The sequence below is a fragment of the Streptomyces sp. GB4-14 genome, assembly GCF_022696125.1.
Classification (GTDB): domain Bacteria; phylum Actinomycetota; class Actinomycetes; order Streptomycetales; family Streptomycetaceae; genus Streptomyces; species Streptomyces werraensis.
The window spans coordinates 5,017,848-5,035,673 of the sequence record NZ_RZHO01000002.1 but is presented as its reverse complement, the minus strand read 5'-3'; the positions used below and the strand labels follow the sequence as shown (position 1 = coordinate 5,035,673).

The 17,826-nt window shown below is 70.7% G+C and carries 14 protein-coding genes and 1 tRNA gene; 10 read left to right on the top strand and 5 right to left on the bottom strand.

The window, feature by feature from the left end:
* The first annotated feature begins 720 nt into the window (after positions 1–720).
* The 5 genes from ELQ39_RS24215 (at position 721) to ELQ39_RS24195 (ending at position 6,652) form a co-directional block, all read left to right on the top strand.
* A complete protein-coding gene (locus tag ELQ39_RS24215) occupies positions 721–1,953 on the top strand; it encodes a branched-chain amino acid ABC transporter substrate-binding protein (protein ID WP_190000050.1) in 1,233 nt (410 codons plus the stop codon).
* Positions 1,954–2,065: 112 nt separating this feature from the next.
* Entirely contained in the window at positions 2,066–2,998 is a 933-nt protein-coding gene (locus ELQ39_RS24210; protein WP_242593910.1) for a branched-chain amino acid ABC transporter permease, read from the top strand.
* A gap of 5 nt (positions 2,999–3,003) precedes the next feature.
* Entirely contained in the window at positions 3,004–4,830 is a 1,827-nt protein-coding gene (locus ELQ39_RS24205; RefSeq protein WP_242593909.1) for a branched-chain amino acid ABC transporter permease, read from the top strand.
* 5 nt (positions 4,831–4,835) lie between these two features.
* Positions 4,836–5,939: an ABC transporter ATP-binding protein gene (locus ELQ39_RS24200; protein WP_225641371.1), complete on the top strand. Its 1,104-nt coding sequence runs from the start codon at positions 4,836–4,838 to the stop codon at positions 5,937–5,939.
* On the top strand, positions 5,936–6,652 hold the full coding sequence (locus ELQ39_RS24195) for an ABC transporter ATP-binding protein (RefSeq protein WP_190000054.1): 717 nt from the start codon (positions 5,936–5,938) through the stop codon (positions 6,650–6,652). Before ELQ39_RS24200 ends, ELQ39_RS24195 begins: the two co-directional genes overlap by 4 nt.
* Before the next feature lie 67 nt (positions 6,653–6,719).
* On the opposite strand, the gene ELQ39_RS24190 is transcribed toward ELQ39_RS24195, so the two are convergent.
* Complete coding sequence (locus ELQ39_RS24190; RefSeq protein WP_033273066.1) at positions 6,720–7,379, bottom strand: ANTAR domain-containing response regulator; 660 nt, start codon at positions 7,377–7,379, stop codon at positions 6,720–6,722.
* A 106-nt stretch (positions 7,380–7,485) separates the two neighbouring features.
* Here ELQ39_RS24190 and ELQ39_RS24185 point away from each other — a divergent pair.
* Positions 7,486–7,558: transfer RNA gene (locus ELQ39_RS24185), tRNA-Leu, on the top strand.
* Between the two features lie 102 nt (positions 7,559–7,660).
* Here the strand turns inward: ELQ39_RS24185 and pyk are convergent.
* Complete coding sequence (pyk, locus tag ELQ39_RS24180; RefSeq protein WP_242593908.1) at positions 7,661–9,097, bottom strand: pyruvate kinase; 1,437 nt, start codon at positions 9,095–9,097, stop codon at positions 7,661–7,663.
* A gap of 240 nt (positions 9,098–9,337) precedes the next feature.
* Here pyk and ELQ39_RS24175 point away from each other — a divergent pair, with 240 nt between their 5' ends.
* Positions 9,338–11,146, top strand: a complete 1,809-nt coding sequence (locus tag ELQ39_RS24175; RefSeq protein ID WP_242593907.1) for a 5'-nucleotidase C-terminal domain-containing protein — start codon at positions 9,338–9,340, stop codon at positions 11,144–11,146.
* 78 nt (positions 11,147–11,224) lie between these two features.
* Here ELQ39_RS24175 and pepN read toward each other — a convergent pair whose 3' ends face one another.
* The 3 genes from pepN to ELQ39_RS24160 all read right to left on the bottom strand — a co-directional run bounded on the left by pepN (position 11,225) and on the right by ELQ39_RS24160 (position 14,830).
* Positions 11,225–13,753, bottom strand: a complete 2,529-nt coding sequence (gene pepN / locus ELQ39_RS24170; RefSeq protein ID WP_242593906.1) for an aminopeptidase N — start codon at positions 13,751–13,753, stop codon at positions 11,225–11,227.
* A gap of 48 nt (positions 13,754–13,801) precedes the next feature.
* On the bottom strand, positions 13,802–14,344 hold the full coding sequence (locus ELQ39_RS24165) for a response regulator (RefSeq protein WP_189896920.1): 543 nt from the start codon (positions 14,342–14,344) through the stop codon (positions 13,802–13,804).
* A 147-nt stretch (positions 14,345–14,491) separates the two neighbouring features.
* Positions 14,492–14,830 (bottom strand): chorismate mutase, encoded by a 339-nt coding sequence (locus tag ELQ39_RS24160; protein WP_190000059.1) that lies wholly within the window; start codon positions 14,828–14,830, stop codon positions 14,492–14,494.
* 85 nt (positions 14,831–14,915) lie between these two features.
* On the opposite strand from ELQ39_RS24160, the gene ELQ39_RS24155 reads away from it, so the two are divergent.
* From ELQ39_RS24155 to ELQ39_RS24145, 3 genes are all read left to right on the top strand, one after another.
* Positions 14,916–15,815: a hypothetical protein gene (locus ELQ39_RS24155; RefSeq protein WP_190000060.1), complete on the top strand. Its 900-nt coding sequence runs from the start codon at positions 14,916–14,918 to the stop codon at positions 15,813–15,815.
* A 164-nt stretch (positions 15,816–15,979) separates the two neighbouring features.
* A complete protein-coding gene (locus ELQ39_RS24150) occupies positions 15,980–16,906 on the top strand; it encodes a rhomboid family intramembrane serine protease (RefSeq protein ID WP_242593905.1) in 927 nt (308 codons plus the stop codon).
* Positions 16,903–17,817, top strand: coding sequence for a chitosanase (locus ELQ39_RS24145; RefSeq protein ID WP_225627037.1), 915 nt, complete (start codon positions 16,903–16,905; stop codon positions 17,815–17,817). The genes ELQ39_RS24150 and ELQ39_RS24145 overlap by 4 nt, the downstream gene beginning before the upstream one ends.
* The last annotated feature ends 9 nt before the right edge of the window (positions 17,818–17,826 follow it).

Below are 17,826 nucleotides of genomic sequence, written 5' to 3'. Positions count from 1 at the left end.
CCTCACCCGCCCTCGTCCCGAGCCTCCGCCCGAACTGCGTTTCCCGAGCCAGACGACGTCCTTCCGGTACCTGTACATGCAGGTCAGAGACACAAGGACGACTGCGCCGGAATTTGAATTCACCATACAAGCGCTTGCGGAATCCGACGCTCCGGTGACCGTTCTGAGCATTTCCCAGCCCTACGCCGGCCTGTCCCTGACCTCCAGGCCGGCAACTCCTTTACGGGTGAAAGGTGGCGGCTCCCGCAAGATCGCCGTCATCGTCCGGGTGTCGGAATGCGGAAAAGTGCCACGGAACGCCGGACTCCCTTTCGTGGACGTAACACTGCGTAACACGCGCGCAAAGGAGGCCCACAGCTACATCCTCGGCGCCCGGTACGCGAGGGACCTGTCCATGGCACTGAAGGTGGCCTGCGGCAACGGATTTCGGTAATCAGCAAAACCCCTGATACACCTGAACCACCCCTGCTGGTTCCTGCGGTTTCTCACCATGCGGACAGGGCAAATCGGCGGGAATTCTGCTCTTCCCCCCACTCAGTACCGCTCTGCAATACGTCGTGTCATAACAAGAGCGTCACAGCCTTGGCCAGAGTCTCCTCCGCATTCCCCACACACGCTTAGAGTCACGGCCAGTCACCGCGGAGCCTGATTCTCACTCGGCCCAGCGCTCGACTCGGCCGTTTCCACGGGGAAGCGGCTGTCAGGGGAAAGGACTGGATCGTGCGTCAACGTTCGCTCATCGCCATCACCGCCGCCCTGGCGGCGGGTGCACTCACCCTCACCGCCTGCGGCTCCCGCGACGACAACGGCGGCGGCTCGGACTCGGGCAACGGTGACACCACCGTCGTCATCGGCGTCGACGCGCCGCTGACCGGCGACCTCTCCGCGCTCGGCCTGGGCATCAAGAACTCCGTGGACCTCGCCACGAAGATCGCCAACAAGGAGAAGTACGTCGAGGGCGTCACCTTCAAGATCGAGGCGCTCGACGACCAGGGCCAGGCCTCCGTGGGCCAGCAGAACGCCACCAAGCTCGTCGCCAACAAGGACGTGCTCGGCGTCGTCGGCCCGCTGAACTCCTCCGTCGGCGAGTCCATGCAGAAGGTCTTCGACACGGCCAAGCTGGTCGAGGTCTCCCCGGCGAACACCAACCCCGCCCTCACCCAGGGCGTGAACTGGGCCAAGGAGAAGGAGCGGCCGTACAAGTCGTACTTCCGCACCGCGACCACGGACGCCATCCAGGGCCCGTTCGCCGCGCAGTACGTTTTCAACGACGCCAAGAAGAAGAAGGTCTTCGTCATCGACGACAAGAAGACCTACGGCGCCGGTCTGGCCGCCACCTTCACCGCGGAGTTCAAGAAGCTCGGCGGCCAGGTCGTCGGCACCGAGCACATCAACCCGGAGAGCAAGGACTTCAGCGCCGTCGCCACCAAGGTGAAGAACTCCGGCGCCGACGTCGTCTACTACGGCGGCGAGTACCCGCAGGCCGGCCCGCTGAGCAAGCAGATCAAGGAAGCGGGCGCGAAGATCCCGCTGGTCGGCGGTGACGGCATCTACAGCGCCGACTTCATCAAGCTGGCCGGCGCGGCCGGCACCGGCGACCTCGCCACCTCCGTCGGCGCGCCCGTCGAGTCCCTGCCGTCCGCCAAGGAGTTCGTCGCGAACTACAAGGCCGAGGGCTACAAGGAGGCCTACGAGGCCTACGGCGGCTACTCCTACGACTCCGCCTGGGCCATCATCGAGGCCGTCAAGAAGGTCGTCGAGGACAACGACGGCAAGCTGCCGGACGACGCCCGCGCCAAGGTCGTCGACGCCATGCAGGACGTCTCCTTCGACGGTGTGACCGGCAAGGTCTCCTTCGACGAGTTCGGTGACGCCACCAACAAGCAGCTCACCGTCTACACCGTCAAGGGCGGCGACTGGGCCACCGTGAAGTCGGGCACCTTCACCGGCTGATCTCCGCCGCACCACTCACACGAGCCGCGCGGGGCGCTGTTCCACTGGCGCCCCGCGCGGACTCGCATCCGGCCCATCCGTCGAACATTCCGAAAGTCTCGGAGGACATGCGGTGAACGAACTGCCGCAGCAGCTGGTCAACGGCCTGCTACTGGGATCCATGTACGGCCTGGTCGCCATCGGCTACACAATGGTCTACGGCATTGTCCAGCTCATCAACTTCGCCCACGGCGAGATCTTCATGGTCGGCGCCTTCGGCGCCATCACCGTGCATCTGTACGTCTTGCCGGACGGCACCTCCATGTGGATCGCGCTGCCGCTCATGCTGATAGGCGCCATGATCGCCTCGGTGCTGGTCGCCATCGGAGCGGAACGGTTCGCCTACCGCCCGCTGCGCGGCGCGCCCCGTCTGGCCCCGCTCATCACCGCCATCGGACTCTCCCTCGCGCTCCAGCAGGCCATCTGGGCCTTCTACCCCGAGGCGAAGTCCAAGCTGGCCTTCCCGCAGATCGAGGGCGGCCCCTTCTCCATCGGCGGCGCCACCATCCAGACCGGTGACATCTTCCTGATCGTCGCCGCCCCGATCAGCATGGCGTTCCTCGCCTACTTCGTGATGCGGACCCGCACCGGCCGCGGCATGCAGGCCACCGCGCAGGACCCGGACACGGCGAAGCTGATGGGCGTCAACACCGACCGCATCATCGTGATCGCGTTCGCCCTCGGCGCCGTCTTCGCCGCCGTCGGCGGTGTCGCCAGCGGTCTGAAGTACGGCCAGATCGACTTCAAGATGGGCTTCATCCTCGGCCTCAAGGCCTTCACCGCGGCAGTGCTCGGTGGCATCGGCAACATCTACGGGGCCATGATCGGCGGTGTGGTCCTCGGCGTCGTCGAGACCCTGGCCACCGCCTACATTGCGGACATCCCCGGCCTGGACCAGTTCGGCAGCCAGTCCTGGGCCGAGGTCTGGGCCTTCATCCTCCTCATCCTCGTGCTCCTGTTCCGGCCCCAGGGCCTGCTCGGCGAGCGCGTCGCGGACAGGGCGTGACACCGATGACCACACAGACCACAGCGGACAAGACCGTGGCCGCACCCGCCCCGAACACCCCCTCCGGGCTCATCGGCATCCCCGCGAACCTCGGGCGGGCCCTCGCCACCGGCGGCAGCGTCCTCGCCGTCGTCTCCACCTTCCTCGCCTGGACCTGGACGGCCGCCTTCCCCGGCGACCTCACCTACTACGGCTACCCGGGCGGCCTCCAGGTGCTCGTCCTGGTCGGCGGCGCCCTCGCCACCCTGTTCTGCCTCGCCTCCTACGGCGTCAAGGGACTGGGCTGGCTCACTCCGGCCGGCGCCGACGCGGCCGTGAAGTACGCGGTGCTCGGCACCTTCGCCACCGCCTGGTACACCGTCGTCTCGATCAGTGTCGAGCTGGGCGGGGTCGTCAACCTGGAGCCCGGCGGCTACCTCGTCGCCGCCGCCACGCTGATCGCTCTCCTCGGCGCCCTGGCCCTCCCCTTCGAGCGGCCCGAGCCCGACCCGATCGACCCCGAGGCGGGCGGCTGGGAGCAGTTCCGGCACGACGCCGCGCACACCATGGCCGTGCTGCGGGCGGCCTTCTCCTCCGGCTCCCCGCGCCCCGTGCGCACGCTGCCGTCCTACGCCGAGATCCTGATCATCGTCGCCGTCCTGGCGGTCGCCCTGGTCGTCTTCACCTACGGCATCGGCACCGAGTACGACGAGCTGTTCGTCGGCTTCCTGATCACCGCCGGCTTCGGCTTCGGCGCGCTGAACCGCTCCGGCCTGATCGCCCACGCCTCCCAGATCAGCGCCCGCCACCAGAACATCACCGTCTGCGGCGCGTTCGTCGCGGCGGCGCTGTTCCCCTTCACCCAGACCGACGACCAGTACGCGACCCTCGGCGTCTACATCCTGATCTTCGCCACCGTCGCCCTGGGCCTGAACATCGTCGTCGGCCTCGCCGGTCTGCTCGACCTCGGCTACGTCGCCTTCCTCGGCGTCGGCGCCTACGCGGCCGCGCTGGTCTCCGGCTCGCCCAGCTCGCCGTTCGGCGTGCACTTCCCCTTCTGGGCCGCCGTCCTGGTGGGCGCGATCGCCTCGCTGGTCTTCGGCGTGCTGATCGGCGCGCCGACGCTGCGGCTGCGCGGCGACTACCTGGCCATCGTGACCCTCGGCTTCGGTGAGATCTTCCGTATCGCCGTGAACAACACCGACGGCACCTCCGGCCCGGACATCACCAACGGCTCCAACGGCATCGCGTCCATCCCGGACCTCAACATCCTGGGCTTCGACCTGGGCGTCGCGCACGACATCGGCGGCTTCACCATCGGCCGGTTCGCGAACTACTTCTTCCTGATGCTGCTCATCACGGCCGTGGTGGTCCTCGTCTTCCGGCGCAGCGGCGACTCCCGCATCGGCCGCGCCTGGGTCGCCATCCGCGAGGACGAGACCGCCGCGCTCGCCATGGGCATCAACGGCTTCCGGGTGAAGCTCATCGCCTTCGCCGTGGGCGCCACCCTGGCCGGTCTCGCCGGCACGGTGCAGGCGCACGTCACCTACACCGTGACCCCCGAGCAGTACCTGTTCGCCGGCACCACCCCGCCCAACTCCGCCTTCCTGCTCGCCGCGGTCGTGCTCGGCGGCATGGGCACCATCGCCGGACCCCTCATCGGTGCGGCGCTGCTCTTCCTGATCCCCAACAAGCTCCAGTTCCTCGGCGACTACCAGCTCCTCGCGTTCGGTCTCGCGCTCGTGCTGCTGATGCGCTTCCGTCCCGAGGGCCTCATCCCCAACCGGCGCCGCCAGCTGGAGTTCCACGAAGAGGCCGACGCGCCCACAGTCCTGAGCAAGACGGGGGCCTGACCACCATGACCACCGACACCACCACCAAGGACACCGCCGCGGGCGCGCCCGCCCCCGGCTCCGTCGTCCTCGACGCCCGCGGCGTCACCATGCGGTTCGGCGGCCTCACCGCCGTCAAGGACGTCGACCTCACCGTGCGCAGCGGTGAGATCGTCGGTCTGATCGGCCCCAACGGCGCCGGCAAGACCACGTTCTTCAACTGCCTCACCGGGCTGTACATCCCGACCGAGGGAGAGGTCCGCTACAAGGACAAGGTGCTGCCGCCCAAGTCCTTCAAGGTGACCGCGGCCGGCATCGCCCGCACGTTCCAGAACATCCGGCTGTTCGCCAACATGACGGTCCTGGAGAACGTGCTCGTCGGCCGCCACACCCGCACCAAGGAGGGCTTCTGGTCGGCCGTCCTGCGCGGGCCCGGCTTCCACAAGGCCGAGGCCGCCTCCCGCGCCCGCGCCATGGAACTGCTGGAGTTCGTCGGCCTCGCCGAGAAGGCCGACCAGCTCGCGCGCAACCTCCCCTACGGCGAGCAGCGCAAGCTGGAGATCGCCCGTGCGCTCGCCAGCGAGCCGGGGCTGCTGCTCCTCGACGAGCCCACCGCGGGCATGAACCCCCAGGAGACCCGGGCGGCGGAGGAACTCATCTTCGCCATCCGCGACCAGGGCACCGCGGTCCTCGTCATCGAGCACGACATGCGGTTCATCTTCAACCTCTGCGACCGGGTCGCCGTGCTCGTCCAGGGCCAGAAGCTGATCGAGGGCGACCCGGCCACCGTGCAGGGCGACGAGCGGGTCATCGCCGCGTACATCGGCGAACCGCTGGCCGACGATCCCGGCGCCGCCGAGGTCGCCGAGGTCGAGGCCGCCGAGGCCGCGGCCGAGGCGGCGGGCCGGCCCCAGTCGCCCGGCAAGACGGTCGACGCCGCGGCGCCCGAGACCGAGGCGGCCGAGGAGACGGCCGACGCGGACCCGCGGCCGGAGGCCGGGACGGAGGCGGAGGCCGAGGCCGACGCCCCCGCGGACGCCGGGGCCACGGACGCCGAGACAGAAGCACAGGCGGAGGCGGAGGCCGAGGCCACCACGGACGCCGCGCCCGGCAAGGAGAACGACCGATGACCGCACTCCTCGAGGTCGAGGACCTGAAAGTCGCCTACGGCAAGATCCAGGCCGTGAAGGGCATCTCGTTCAGCGTCGACGCCGGCGAAGTGGTCACCCTGATCGGCACCAACGGCGCCGGCAAGACCACCACCCTGCGCACGCTGTCCGGGCTGCTGAAGCCGGTCGGCGGACAGATCAAGTTCAACGGCAGGTCGCTGAAGAAGGTCCCCGCCCACAAGATCGTCTCGCTGGGTCTTGCCCACTCCCCCGAGGGGCGGCACATCTTCCCGCGCATGACGATCGAGGACAACCTGCGCCTCGGCGCCTTCCTGCGCAGCGACAAGCAGGGCATCGAGCAGGACATCCGGCGCGCCTACGACCTCTTCCCCATCCTCGGGGAACGCCGTAAGCAGGCCGCCGGAACCCTGTCCGGCGGTGAGCAGCAGATGCTCGCCATGGGCAGGGCCCTGATGTCCCGTCCGCAGCTGCTCATGCTCGACGAGCCCTCCATGGGTCTGTCGCCGATCATGATGCAGAAGATCATGGCGACCATCGCCGAGCTGAAGTCGCAGGGCACCACCATCCTGCTCGTCGAGCAGAACGCCCAGGCTGCCCTGTCGCTGGCCGACCACGGCCATGTGATGGAGGTCGGCAACATCGTCCTCTCCGGCACCGGCCGCGACCTGCTCCACGACGAGTCGGTCCGCAAGGCCTACCTCGGCGAGGACTGACCCGGCAGGCGGAAGGCCCGCACCCCCTTGACGGGGTGCGGGCCTTCGGCGTCCGCGGGACGACCGGTCAGCCGCCCTTCGCGGCCTTCTTCTCCTCGGCGTCGTCGATGACCGCCTGCGCGACCTGCTGCATCGACATGCGCCGGTCCATCGAGGTCTTCTGGATCCAGCGGAACGCGGCCGGCTCGCTCAGCCCGTACTGCGTCTGCAGCACCGACTTGGCGCGGTCCACCAGCTTGCGCGTCTCCAGGCGCTGGCTGAGGTCGGCGACCTCGCGCTCCAGCTCCTTCAGCTCCGTGAACCGGGAGACCGCCATCTCGATCGCCGGCACCACGTCGCTCTTGCTGAACGGCTTGACCAGGTACGCCATCGCGCCCGCGTCCCGCGCCCGCTCGACCAGGTCGCGCTGCGAGAAGGCGGTCAGCATCAGCACGGGGGCGATGGATTCCTCGGCGATCTTCTCGGCCGCGGAGATGCCGTCCAGCTTGGGCATCTTCACGTCGAGGATCACCAGGTCGGGGCGGTGCTCGCGCGCCAGCTCGACGGCCTGCTCACCGTCGCCGGCCTCGCCGACGACCGTGTACCCCTCCTCCTCGAGCATCTCTTTGAGATCGAGCCGGATCAGTGCCTCGTCCTCGGCGATGACGACCCGGGTCGTCATCGGCGGCACGTGCGACTTGTCGTCGTCGGGCACGTCTGCGGGCTGGGGCGACTCGGGGGCGCTCAACGTGGGCTCCTTGGTGCGAGGCAGGCCGGTACTGCTGACAAGAGCGTACCCAGCTGCGGTAAGGTGGGGGCACGGCGGGTGACCGTCGACCTTCGTTTTGCAGGGCGCCCCGGTAGCCCAGCGGTAGAGGCAATGGTCTCAAACACCATCCAGCGTCGGTTCGAATCCGACCCGGGGTACTTTTCCTCAGAATCCAAGGTCACGATTTGCTGGCGGATGTCCATCTTTTCGGTGAACATCCGCTTTTTCGTTTTTCGGTTTCCGCGTATCGTCCGGCCGCGCTACCGAGGACTGTCGTCCTCGCCGATGTGGTGGACGCGGACCATGTTGGTGGAGCCGGAGACCCCGGGCGGGGAGCCGGCGGTGATCACGACCGTGTCGCCCTTCGCGCAGCGCGCGTACCGCAGCAGCAGCTCGTCGACCTGGCCGACCATCGCGTCGGTGGACTCGACGTGCGGTCCCAGGAAGGTCTCCACGCCCCAGGACAGGCTGAGCTGGGAGCGGGTGGCCGGGTCCGGGGTGAAGGCGAGCAGCGGGATCGGCGAGCGGTAGCGGGACAGACGGCGGGCGGTGTCGCCCGACTGGGTGAAGGCGACCAGGAAGCGGGCGCCGAGGAAGTCGCCCATCTCGGCGGCCGCGCGGGCCACGGCGCCGCCCTGGGTGCGGGGCTTGTTGTGCTCGGTCAGCGGCGGCAGACCGCGGGCGAGGATGTCCTCCTCGGCGGCCTCGACGATGCGGGCCATGGTGCGCACGGTCTCCACGGCGTACTTGCCGACGCTGGTCTCGCCGGAGAGCATCACGGCGTCGGTGCCGTCGATGACGGCGTTGGCGACGTCGGACGCCTCCGCGCGGGTGGGCCGGGCGTTGTCGATCATCGAGTCGAGCATCTGCGTGGCGACGATGACCGGCTTGGCGTTGCGCCGGGCCAGCTTCACGGCGCGCTTCTGGACGACGGGCACCTGCTCCAGCGGCATCTCGACGCCCAGGTCGCCGCGGGCCACCATGATCCCGTCGAAGGCGGCGACGATCTCGTCGAGGGCCTCGACGGCCTGCGGCTTCTCGATCTTGGCGATGACGGGGAGCCGGCGCCCCTCCTCGTCCATGATCCGGTGGACGTCCTTGACGTCGCGTCCGCTGCGGACGAAGGAGAGGGCGACGACGTCGAACCCGGTGCGCACCGCCCAGCGCAGGTCGTCCTCGTCCTTCTTGGAGAGGGCCGGCACGGAGACGGCGACGCCCGGAAGGTTGAGCCCCTTGTGGTCGGAGATCACCCCGCCCTCGACGACGGTGGTGTGCACGCGGGGGCCGTCGACGGCGGTGACCTCGAGGGTGACCCGGCCGTCGTCCACGAGGACGCGCTCCCCCGGGGTGACGTCGTCGGCGAGGCCGGCGTGGGTGGTGCCGCACATGTGACGGTCGCCCTCGACGCCGTCCTCGACGCTGACGGTGAAGGAGTCCCCGCGTTCAAGGAGTACGGGTCCCTCGGCGAAGCGGCCCAGGCGGATCTTCGGGCCCTGAAGGTCGGCGAGGAGTCCTACGCTGCGGCCGGTCTCGTCGGCGGCCTTGCGCACCCTTCGGTACCGCTCCTCGTGCTCGGCGTGCCCGCCGTGGCTGAGGTTGAAGCGGGCCACGTCCATTCCGGCGTCGACCAGTGCCTTGATCCGGTCGTAGGAGTCCGTAGCGGGACCCAGGGTGCAGACGATTTTCGCTCGGCGCATGGTTCGACCCTAGGGCTTACCGACGGGTAGCGACCTGGCGGCGCGTGACGACCCAACGGCGCGCGGGTGAAGGGGTATTGACAAGCGTTGAAATGTGCGCCGGACCGCTCGGACGAGCGCGCGGGGGGCGGTCACCGGATCGAAACCTGTCAGGACTGTTCCCGGTCGACGTGTTCAGGTCAGAATCGTCGGGCGAATCTACGCGCGTTGTGCGCGGTCGTCGTACAAGGAGAGCCTGTCATGCCGTTGGACCGCCGGAAGTTCCTGAAGAAGTCAGCCGTCACGGGGGCGGGGGTGGCGCTGGCGGGTACGGTGGCCACCCCGGCGGCCGAGGCCGCTCCGCGGACGGGACGGGGGAAGAAGCCGGTGAAGCGGTACGCACTGACCGTCATGGGCACCACGGACCTGCACGGTCACGTCTTCAACTGGGACTACTACAAGGACGCCGAGTACCAGGACCCGGCCGGCAACGCGCAGGGGCTGGCCCGCGTGTCCACGCTGGTGAACCGGATCCGCGAGGAGCGGGGCCGGGAGAACACCCTGCTGCTGGACGCGGGCGACACCATCCAGGGCACGCCGCTGACGTACTACTACGCCAAGGTGGACCCGATCACCGCCGAGGGCGGTCCGGTGCACCCGATGGCGCAGGCGATGAACGCCATCGGGTACGACGCCGTGGCGCTCGGCAACCACGAGTTCAACTACGGCATCGAGACGCTGCGGAAGTTCGAGGAGCAGTGCGACTTCCCGCTGCTGGGCGCCAACGCCCTGGACGCGAAGACGCTGAAGCCCGCCTTCCCGCCGTACTTCATCAAGAAGTTCCACGTGAAGGGCGCCCCGCCGGTGAAGGTGGCGGTGCTGGGACTGACCAACCCGGGCATCGCGATCTGGGACAAGGCGTACGTGCAGGGGAAGCTGACGTTCCCGGGCCTGGAGGAGCAGGCGGCGAAGTGGGTGCCGAAGCTGCGCTCGATGGGCGCGGACGTGGTCGTCGTGTCGGCGCACTCGGGCACGTCGGGCACCTCCTCGTACGGTGACCAGCTGCCGCACGTGGAGAACGCGGCGGCGAACGTGGCGCGGCAGGTGCCGGGCATCGACGCCATCCTGGTCGGCCACGCGCACGCGGAGATCGCGGAGCTGCGGGTGACCAACGAGAAGACCGGCAAGGAGGTCGTGCTGTCGGAGCCGCTGTGCTACGCCGAGCGGCTGACCCTCTTCGACGTGGAGCTGACCTTCGAGCGGGGCCGCTGGCAGGTGGAGTCCGTGAAGGCGTCGCTGCGGGACGCGGCGGCCGTGGAGGACGACCCGCGGATCACCCGCCTCCTGGGCGACGAGCACGCCCAGGTCGTGGCGTACGTCAACCAGGTGGTGGGGACGGCGACCGAGACGCTGACGACGGTGGAGGCGCGCTACAAGGACGCGCCGATCATCGACCTGATCAGCAAGGTGCAGGAGGACGTGGTCCGGGAGGCGCTGGCGGGCACGGAGTACGCCTCGCTGCCGGTGCTGTCGCAGGCCTCGCCGTTCTCCCGGACCAGCGAGATCCCGGCGGGCGACGTGACTATCCGGGACCTGTCGAGCCTCTACGTGTACGACAACACGCTGGTGGCGAAGCTGCTGACGGGTGCTCAGGTACGGGCGTACCTGGAGTACTCGGCGGGATACTTCGTGCAGACCGCGGCGGGCGCGCCGGTGGACGTCGACAAGCTGACGAACGCGGGCGGCCGCCCGGACTACAACTACGACTACGTGTCGGGGGTGCGGTACGACATCGACATCGCCCAGCCGGCCGGGTCGCGCATCAAGAACCTGACGTTCGACGGCGCCCCGGTGGACGACGCGCAGCAGTTCGTGTTCGCGGTGAACAACTACCGCGCCAACGGCGGCGGGGCGTTCCCGCACGTGGCGTCCGCGCCGGAGCTGTGGGCCGAGTCGACGGAGATCCGCACCCGGATCGCGGAGTGGGCGACGGCCAAGGGCGTGCTCGACCCGAAGGACTTCGCGTCGCAGGACTGGCGTCTCACCCGGGACGGCACGCCGGTGTTCTGACCGTTCCTCGCACGGGCGTCCGCAGGGGGCGCCGCCGGTCCGTCCGGCGGCGCCCCCGCGTCGTCCCCCCGCCCGGCCTCAGGCCTCCTGGACGCGCAGGGCGCGGGCCAGGTCGTCGAGCCGGTCGGTGAACTGGCGGCGCAGTGCCGGCACGGGGTCGGCCTTGCGCAGCGTCTTCTCGCCGAGCTTCAGCGTCTCGGCCTCCACCGCGTGGGCGGGGAAGGCCCAGCGTCCCGCGGCCGTGGCGATGGCCGGGCCGCGGCGTGCGGCGACGGCCACGGCGTCCTTGAAGTAACGCGCCACGTACGGGCGGACCAGCTCGGCCTGCTCGGGCTGCCAGAAGCCCTGCGCGGTGGCGGTGAACAGGTAGTTGGACAGGTCGTCGGAACCGAACATGGCCTCCCAGGCTCGGGCCTTGGCGTCCGGGTCGGGCAGGGCGGCCCGGCAGCGGGCGGCGCCTTCCCGGCCGGTGGCGCTGGGGTCGCGGCGCAGCTCCTCGGCGACGGCGGTCTCGTCGACGGCGCCCAGCACGGCGAGCCGGGCGAGGATGCGCCAGCGCAGCTCCGGATCCAGCTCGGGCCCGCCGGGGACGGTCCCCTCGGCGAGCCAGGCGGCGATGGTCTCGGGGCGGGAGGCCGCGTCGATGCAGTGGCGCACCGCGACCAGGCGCAGGCCCGGGTGGTCGCCGTCCTCGGTGCGGCGGATGAGGTCGCGGCACAGGTCGGTGAGGGTGGCGAGCGCGGCGGGCCGCCGGTCCGGGGCGAGGTAGTGGTCGGCGACCTCCCCCGAGGCGAAGGCGAGGACGCCCTGCACGAGGGCGATGTCCGTCTCCTCGGGCAGATGGGCGGCTGCGGTGGCCAGGTAGGCGGAGGGGGCCAGGTCGCCGTCGCGGACCATGTCGCGCAGGCTGTTCCAGACGACGGCCCGGGTGAGCGCGTCGGGGATGCCCGACAGTCCGCGCAGGGCGGTCCCCAGGGAGGTCTCGTCGAGGCGGATCTTCGCGTAGGTCAGGTCCAGGTCGTTGGGGACGACCAGGGCGGGGCGGGTACCGGGGCGCGGCTCCGGGACGGCCGCCTGGGGCACGTCGGTCTCGTAGCGTTCGCGCAGGGTGAGGGTGCGTCCGTCGCCGAGGTCGCGGTCGTACACCCCGACGGTCACCCGGTGCGGGCGGCCGCCGTCGCGGTCCAGGGTGAGGGTCCACCGGCCGGGCACCGCGTCGACGGAGGCGGTGAGCGTGTCGACGCCGCTGGTGCGCAGCCAGGCGTCGGCCCAGGCGTGCACGTCCCGCTCGGTGGCGGAGGCCAGGGAGTCGATGAACTCGGCGAGGCCGGCGTTGGCGAAGCGGTACCGCTCGAAGTGGGTGTTGATCCCGGCCAGGAAGTCCTTCTCGCCGAGCCAGGCGACGAGCTGGCGCAGGGCGGAGGCGCCCTTGGCGTAGGAGATGCCGTCGAAGTTGAGCAGCGCGGAGGCGGTGTCCTCGACGTGCTCCGGGGCGACGGGGTGGGTGGAGGGCCGCTGGTCGGCGTCGTAGCCCCAGGTCTTGCGGGAGACGCCGAAGTCGGTCCAGGTGTCCGCGCCGCGCCAGCGGGGCGGCTGCCCGCCGGGGCTCCCGGGGGTGACCTCGTTGAGGGTCTGGTAGCCCATGTACTCGGCGAAGGACTCGTTCAGCCAGATGTCGTCCCACCAGCGCAGGGTGACGAGGTCGCCGAACCACATGTGGGCCATCTCGTGGGCGACGACCATGGCGCGCCGCTGCCGCTCGGTGTCGGTGACGGCGGAGCGGTAGACGAACTCGTCGCGGAAGGTGACCAGTCCGGGGTTTTCCATGGCGCCCGCGTTGAACTCGGGCACGAAGGCCTGGTCGTAGGAGTCGAAGGGGTACGGCTCCTCGAACTTCTCGTGGTAGCGGTCGAAGCAGGCGCGGGTGATCTCCAGCAGCTCCTCGGCGTCCGCCTCCAGGTGGGGGGCGAGGGAGCGGCGGCAGTGCAGGCCGAACGGCAGGCCGCGGTGCTCGGCGCGCACGGAGTGCCAGGGCCCGGCGGCGACGGCGACCAGGTAGGTGGAGACGGGCGGGGTGGGCGCGGCCTTCCACACCCCGCCGCCGGTGTGCTCGGTGACGCCGTTGGCGAGGACCGTCCAGTGCTCGGGCGCGGTGACGGTGAGCTCGAAGACGGCCTTGAGGTCGGGCTGGTCGAAGGCGGCGAAGACACGTCGCACGTCGTCAAGGAAGAGCTGGGTGTAGACGTAGGTCTCGCCGTCGCTGGGGTCGGTGAAGCGGTGCATGCCCTCGCCAGTGCGGGAGTAGCGCATGCGCGCGTCGACCAGCAGCTCGTGCTCGCCCGCGGTGAGGTTCTTCAGCGGGAACCGGCCGTCCTCGAGGAGGGCGGGGTCAAGGGCCCGGCCGTCGAGCGTGACGGAGCGCAGCTCGGCGGGGTCGATCTCGACGAAGCTGTCCGCGTCCGCGCGGGCGCCGAACCTGATGAGGGTGCGGGAGTCGAACGTCTCGTCCCCGGCGGTCAGATCGAGGGCGATCGTGTAGCGGTGGACGTCGATGAGCTGTGCTCGGTTCTGCGCTTCGTCGCGCGTCAGTACGGACATGCAGGCCATGCTGCCTGATGGCGTCGGCCCGGCACAGAGGAGGATGAGGTACGCGGCCTATGTCCGGTCCCCGCCGAGCTCCGCGGTGTGCGCCCCCGGGGGCTGCGCGGGGGGCACGTGCGCGTGCGGCGGGGGCGGCGCGGGGCGTGCGGCGGGGGCGCCGGCCGCGTCGAGCCGGGCGCGCAGGGAACGCACCTCGGCCTCCAGGGCGAGCCTGCGCTGGTGGGTGTCGTACAGGTGGCGCACCTTGGTGCGCAGCGCCCAGGGGTCCACGGGGGTGGTGACGAGGTCCGCCACGCCGAGGCGGTAGGCGGCGGCGCCGAGCCGGTGGTCGCGGGCGAAGCCGGTGAGCAGGACGACGGGTATGTGCCGGGTCTGCTCCAGGCGGCGCATCCAGCGCACGACGTCGAGGCCGCCGGTGCCGGGCATGTGGGCGTCGAGGAGGAGCACGCCGACGTTGCCGCGCAGGAGCTGCTTGAGCGCCTCGTCGCCGCTGGTGGCCCGGCCCAGCGGCTGTCCGAGCGGGGCCAGGGCGCTCTCCAGGGCGTACAGCGTGTCCTCGTGGTCGTCGACGAGGAGGATGCGGGCGGTGGGCGGCATGGGGCACGTCCTTCCCCGTCAGGGCCGGACGCGGGTCCGGGCGCTGACGGACAGTGCTCGTGAGCCGACAAGGCGTGCACAGCGAGCATGCACCGCACGGGCCGCCCTGTCACTCCCCGCCGCGTCCCGGACCCGGCTCAGGCCCGTTCAGGACCTGCCGCCCGCGGTGTCGTCCGCGATGCTCTCGTGGTGGCGGATCACCTCGGCGATGATGAACGTCAGGAACTTCTCGGCGAAGGCCGGGTCGAGCTTGGCGTCCTCGGCGAGGGCGCGCAGCCGGGCGATCTGGCGGGCCTCACGCCCCGGATCGGCGGGCGGCAGCCGGTGCTCGGCCTTGAGGCGGCCGACCTGCTGGGTGCACTTGAAGCGCTCGGCGAGCATGTGGACGACGGCCGCGTCGATGTTGTCGATGCTGTCGCGCAGACGGGTCAGTTCCCCGAGGACCGCGGGGTCGGTGTCGGAAGTGGCGGCGTTGCTGGTGGTCATGGCGGCTCAGCCTACGGCGGGCCGGGTCCCCGGCGGCGGAACGGCCCGTACAGTGGACGGTGTCCAGGCGCGGCGGGGGTGCGACGTGGCGAACGGCGGACCGGTGGAGCACGGTTACCCGCATCTGCGGACGGTGCGGGAGTCGGTCACGGCGCTGTACCGGCGCCTGTCGTACGACACGGTGCGCACGTTCTCGGCGAGCGTGGCGCCGGCCGATGTTGCCTTCGCGGACGTGGACGACCTGCATCTGGGGGCGCAGCGGGTGGCCCGGGAGATGGTGGCGCACTACCGGCTGCCGGACGCGCGGCTGATCGTCGGGTTCCGTGAGATGACCCATGCGGCGAACGTCGAACTGACGGCGGGACCGGAGTACTTCGTCGAGCTGAACGACCGGTTCCGTGACCACCGCCGGGACATCGGGGCGGCGCTGGCGCACGAGGTGGCGCACGTGTACCTGCACCGGCTGGGGCTGTCGTTCCCGTCGACGCGGGAGAACGAGATCCTCACGGACACCGTGGCGACGTACCTCGGGGCGGGGTGGCTGCTGCTGGACGCGTTCCGGGAGGACGGGGCGTCGTCGCAGAAGCTCGGGTACCTCACGCCGGAGGAGTTCGGGTACGTGCTGGCGAAGCGGGCGCTGCTGTTCGGCGAGGACCCGTCGGTGTGGTTCACCAGTCCGCAGGCGTACACGGCGTACCGCGAGGGGCTGGCGCTGGCCCGGCGGGACGCGGAGCAGCCGCCGCTGCGGGCGGCGGGGTGGACCGGGCGGCGCCGGTACGCGCGGGACCGGCGGCACGCGCAGGGGCACGCGGAGGCCCCGGAGGCGGGGCGGGAGACGGTGTACCGGTTCTCGGCGGACGGGCACGGCCCACTGCGGGTGTCGTTCCCCTGTCCCACCTGCCACCAGCGGATCCGGGTGCCGGTGGCCGGGCGGGTGCGGGCGCGGTGCGGTCTGTGCCGGTCCGTGCTGGAGTGCGACACCTGAGGTCCGGCTCCCGCCTCACTTCCTCGACGGCCTCCACAAGGGCGGCACGTCACCCCGGCATTCGCTCGCTTCTCGGGTGTTCGCTATTTTGTTCGCCGCTGTCGTTCCGTGCGCCGCCGTCCCCCGCCGGCCGTTTTCGTCCCGACCCGCCGAGGAGCCGGCCTGTGGAGCCCGAGTCCGCCGTCACCACCTGCTACCGCCATCCGCGGGTGGAGTGCCATGTGCGCTGCGTCCGCTGCGAGCGGTACATCTGCCCCGACTGCATGCGCGAGGCCGCGGTGGGCCACCAGTGCCCCGACTGCGTGCGGGAGGGCGCCCGCTCGGTGCGGCAGGCGCGCACCCTGGTGGGCGGCCGGGTCTCCGTCGTCCCCGTGGTGACGTACGCGCTGATCGCCCTCAACGTGCTGGCGTACCTGGCGGAGGTGGTCCGGCCGGAGGTCGTGGACCGGTTCGCGATGGTGGGCGCCGGGCTGCTCGGCCCGGACGGCGGCCACTACGTGTGGACGCAGCCGTACCCGGCGGACTTCACCGCGGAGGGGGTCGCGGGCGGCGAGTGGTACCGGCTGCTGACCGGCGCGTTCCTGCACCTGCCGCCCACGGAGGGGACGTTCGGCGTCGTCCACGTGCTGATGAACATGGCGGTGCTGTGGAACCTGGGCCGGGTGGTCGAGCCGATGCTCGGCCGGGTCCACTACCTCGCCCTGTATCTGCTGTCGGCGCTGGGCGGTTCGGTGCTGGTGCTGCTGCTCGCGCCCTCGGACCCCACGGTCGGCGCCTCCGGAGCGCTCTTCGGGGTCGGGGCCGCCTATTACGTCGTGTCCCGGCGGGTGGGCGCCGACATGCGCGGGGTGAACCGCTTCATGACCGGGCTGCTGCTGTGGCTGGTGGTGTCCGCGCTCTTCACCTCGTGGCAGGGCCATCTGGGCGGACTGCTGGCCGGCGGTCTGGTGGCGCTCGCGTTCGCCTGGGCGCCGCGCGACGGACGCCGGGTGCTGGTGCAGGCCGGCGCGTGCGCGGGGCTCGTGGTGCTGCTCGCCGTCCTGGCGGCGGCCAAGGTGTCGGACCTGACAGGTGGAGGGATCCCCCAGTGAAACGTGCCGGAGTGCTCTTCCTCGCCGTCGTACCCGTGGTCGCCACGGCGGTGTACTTCGTCCTGCCGTCGGGAGCCGCCGACGCCCCCGCCGCCCCGGCGCCGGCCGGGACGCAGTCCTCCCGCGACGACGCCAAGGACCGGGCCGAACAGGATCACGAGCAGCAGCGGGACAAGGACGACGAGATCATCGCCTCCCTGCCGCCCGGCCTCGCCGCGCCCGACAAGGAGGAGCTGGCCCACCGGCTGGTGTCGAGCGCCGAGCACTCCACCACCGACTGGCGCTCCACCTACGGGATGATCGAGGACCGCGACGACGACTGCGGCTACACCGCGGGCATCATCGGCTTCTGCACCGGCACCCACGACCTGCTCACCCTGGTCGAGCACTACACCGGGAGCCACCCCGGCAACGGCCTCGCGCGCTATCTGCCCGCCCTGCGGAAGGTCGACGGCACCGACTCGCACGAGGGACTCGACCCGGGCTTCACCGACGCGTGGAAGGCGGAGTCGGAGCTGCCGGAGTTCCGCGCCGCCCAGGAGGAGGAGCGCGACCGCGTCTACTTCGAACCCGCGGTCCGCCTCGCCAAGCTGGACGGCCTGGGCACCCTCGGCCAGTTCGTGTACTACGACGCGATGGTCTTCCACGGCACCGGCACCGACGAGAGCGGCTTCTACGCCCTGCGCGAGCGCGTCCTGAGGAAGGCGAAGACGCCCGCCGCGGGCGGCTCGGAGAAGGCGTACCTGGACGCCTTCCTCGACGTCCGCCGCGCCACCATGCTCACCCGCTACCCGGACCGGGACACCTCCCGCGTCGACACCGCGCAGCGCCGGTTCCTCCAGGCCGGGAACCTCGCGCTGGACACCCCGCTCACCTGGGAGATGTACGGGGACTCCTACACCTCGTCCTGAACATGTCGC

Excerpts from the sequence above, each read along its gene's own strand:
- ELQ39_RS24195 (WP_190000054.1), top strand. The coding sequence starts at position 5,936 with ATGACCGCACTCCTCGAGGTCGAGGACCTGAAAGTCGCCTACGGCAAG.
- ELQ39_RS24200 (WP_225641371.1), top strand. The coding sequence starts at position 4,836 with ATGACCACCGACACCACCACCAAGGACACCGCCGCGGGCGCGCCCGCC.
- ELQ39_RS24165 (WP_189896920.1), bottom strand. The coding sequence starts at position 14,344 with ATGCCGCCCACCGCCCGCATCCTCCTCGTCGACGACCACGAGGACACG.
- ELQ39_RS24160 (WP_190000059.1), bottom strand. The coding sequence starts at position 14,830 with ATGACCACCAGCAACGCCGCCACTTCCGACACCGACCCCGCGGTCCTC.
- ELQ39_RS24175 (WP_242593907.1), top strand. The coding sequence starts at position 9,338 with ATGCCGTTGGACCGCCGGAAGTTCCTGAAGAAGTCAGCCGTCACGGGG.
- pyk (WP_242593908.1), bottom strand. The coding sequence starts at position 9,097 with ATGCGCCGAGCGAAAATCGTCTGCACCCTGGGTCCCGCTACGGACTCC.
- ELQ39_RS24205 (WP_242593909.1), top strand. The coding sequence starts at position 3,004 with ATGACCACACAGACCACAGCGGACAAGACCGTGGCCGCACCCGCCCCG.
- pepN (WP_242593906.1), bottom strand. The coding sequence starts at position 13,753 with ATGGCCTGCATGTCCGTACTGACGCGCGACGAAGCGCAGAACCGAGCA.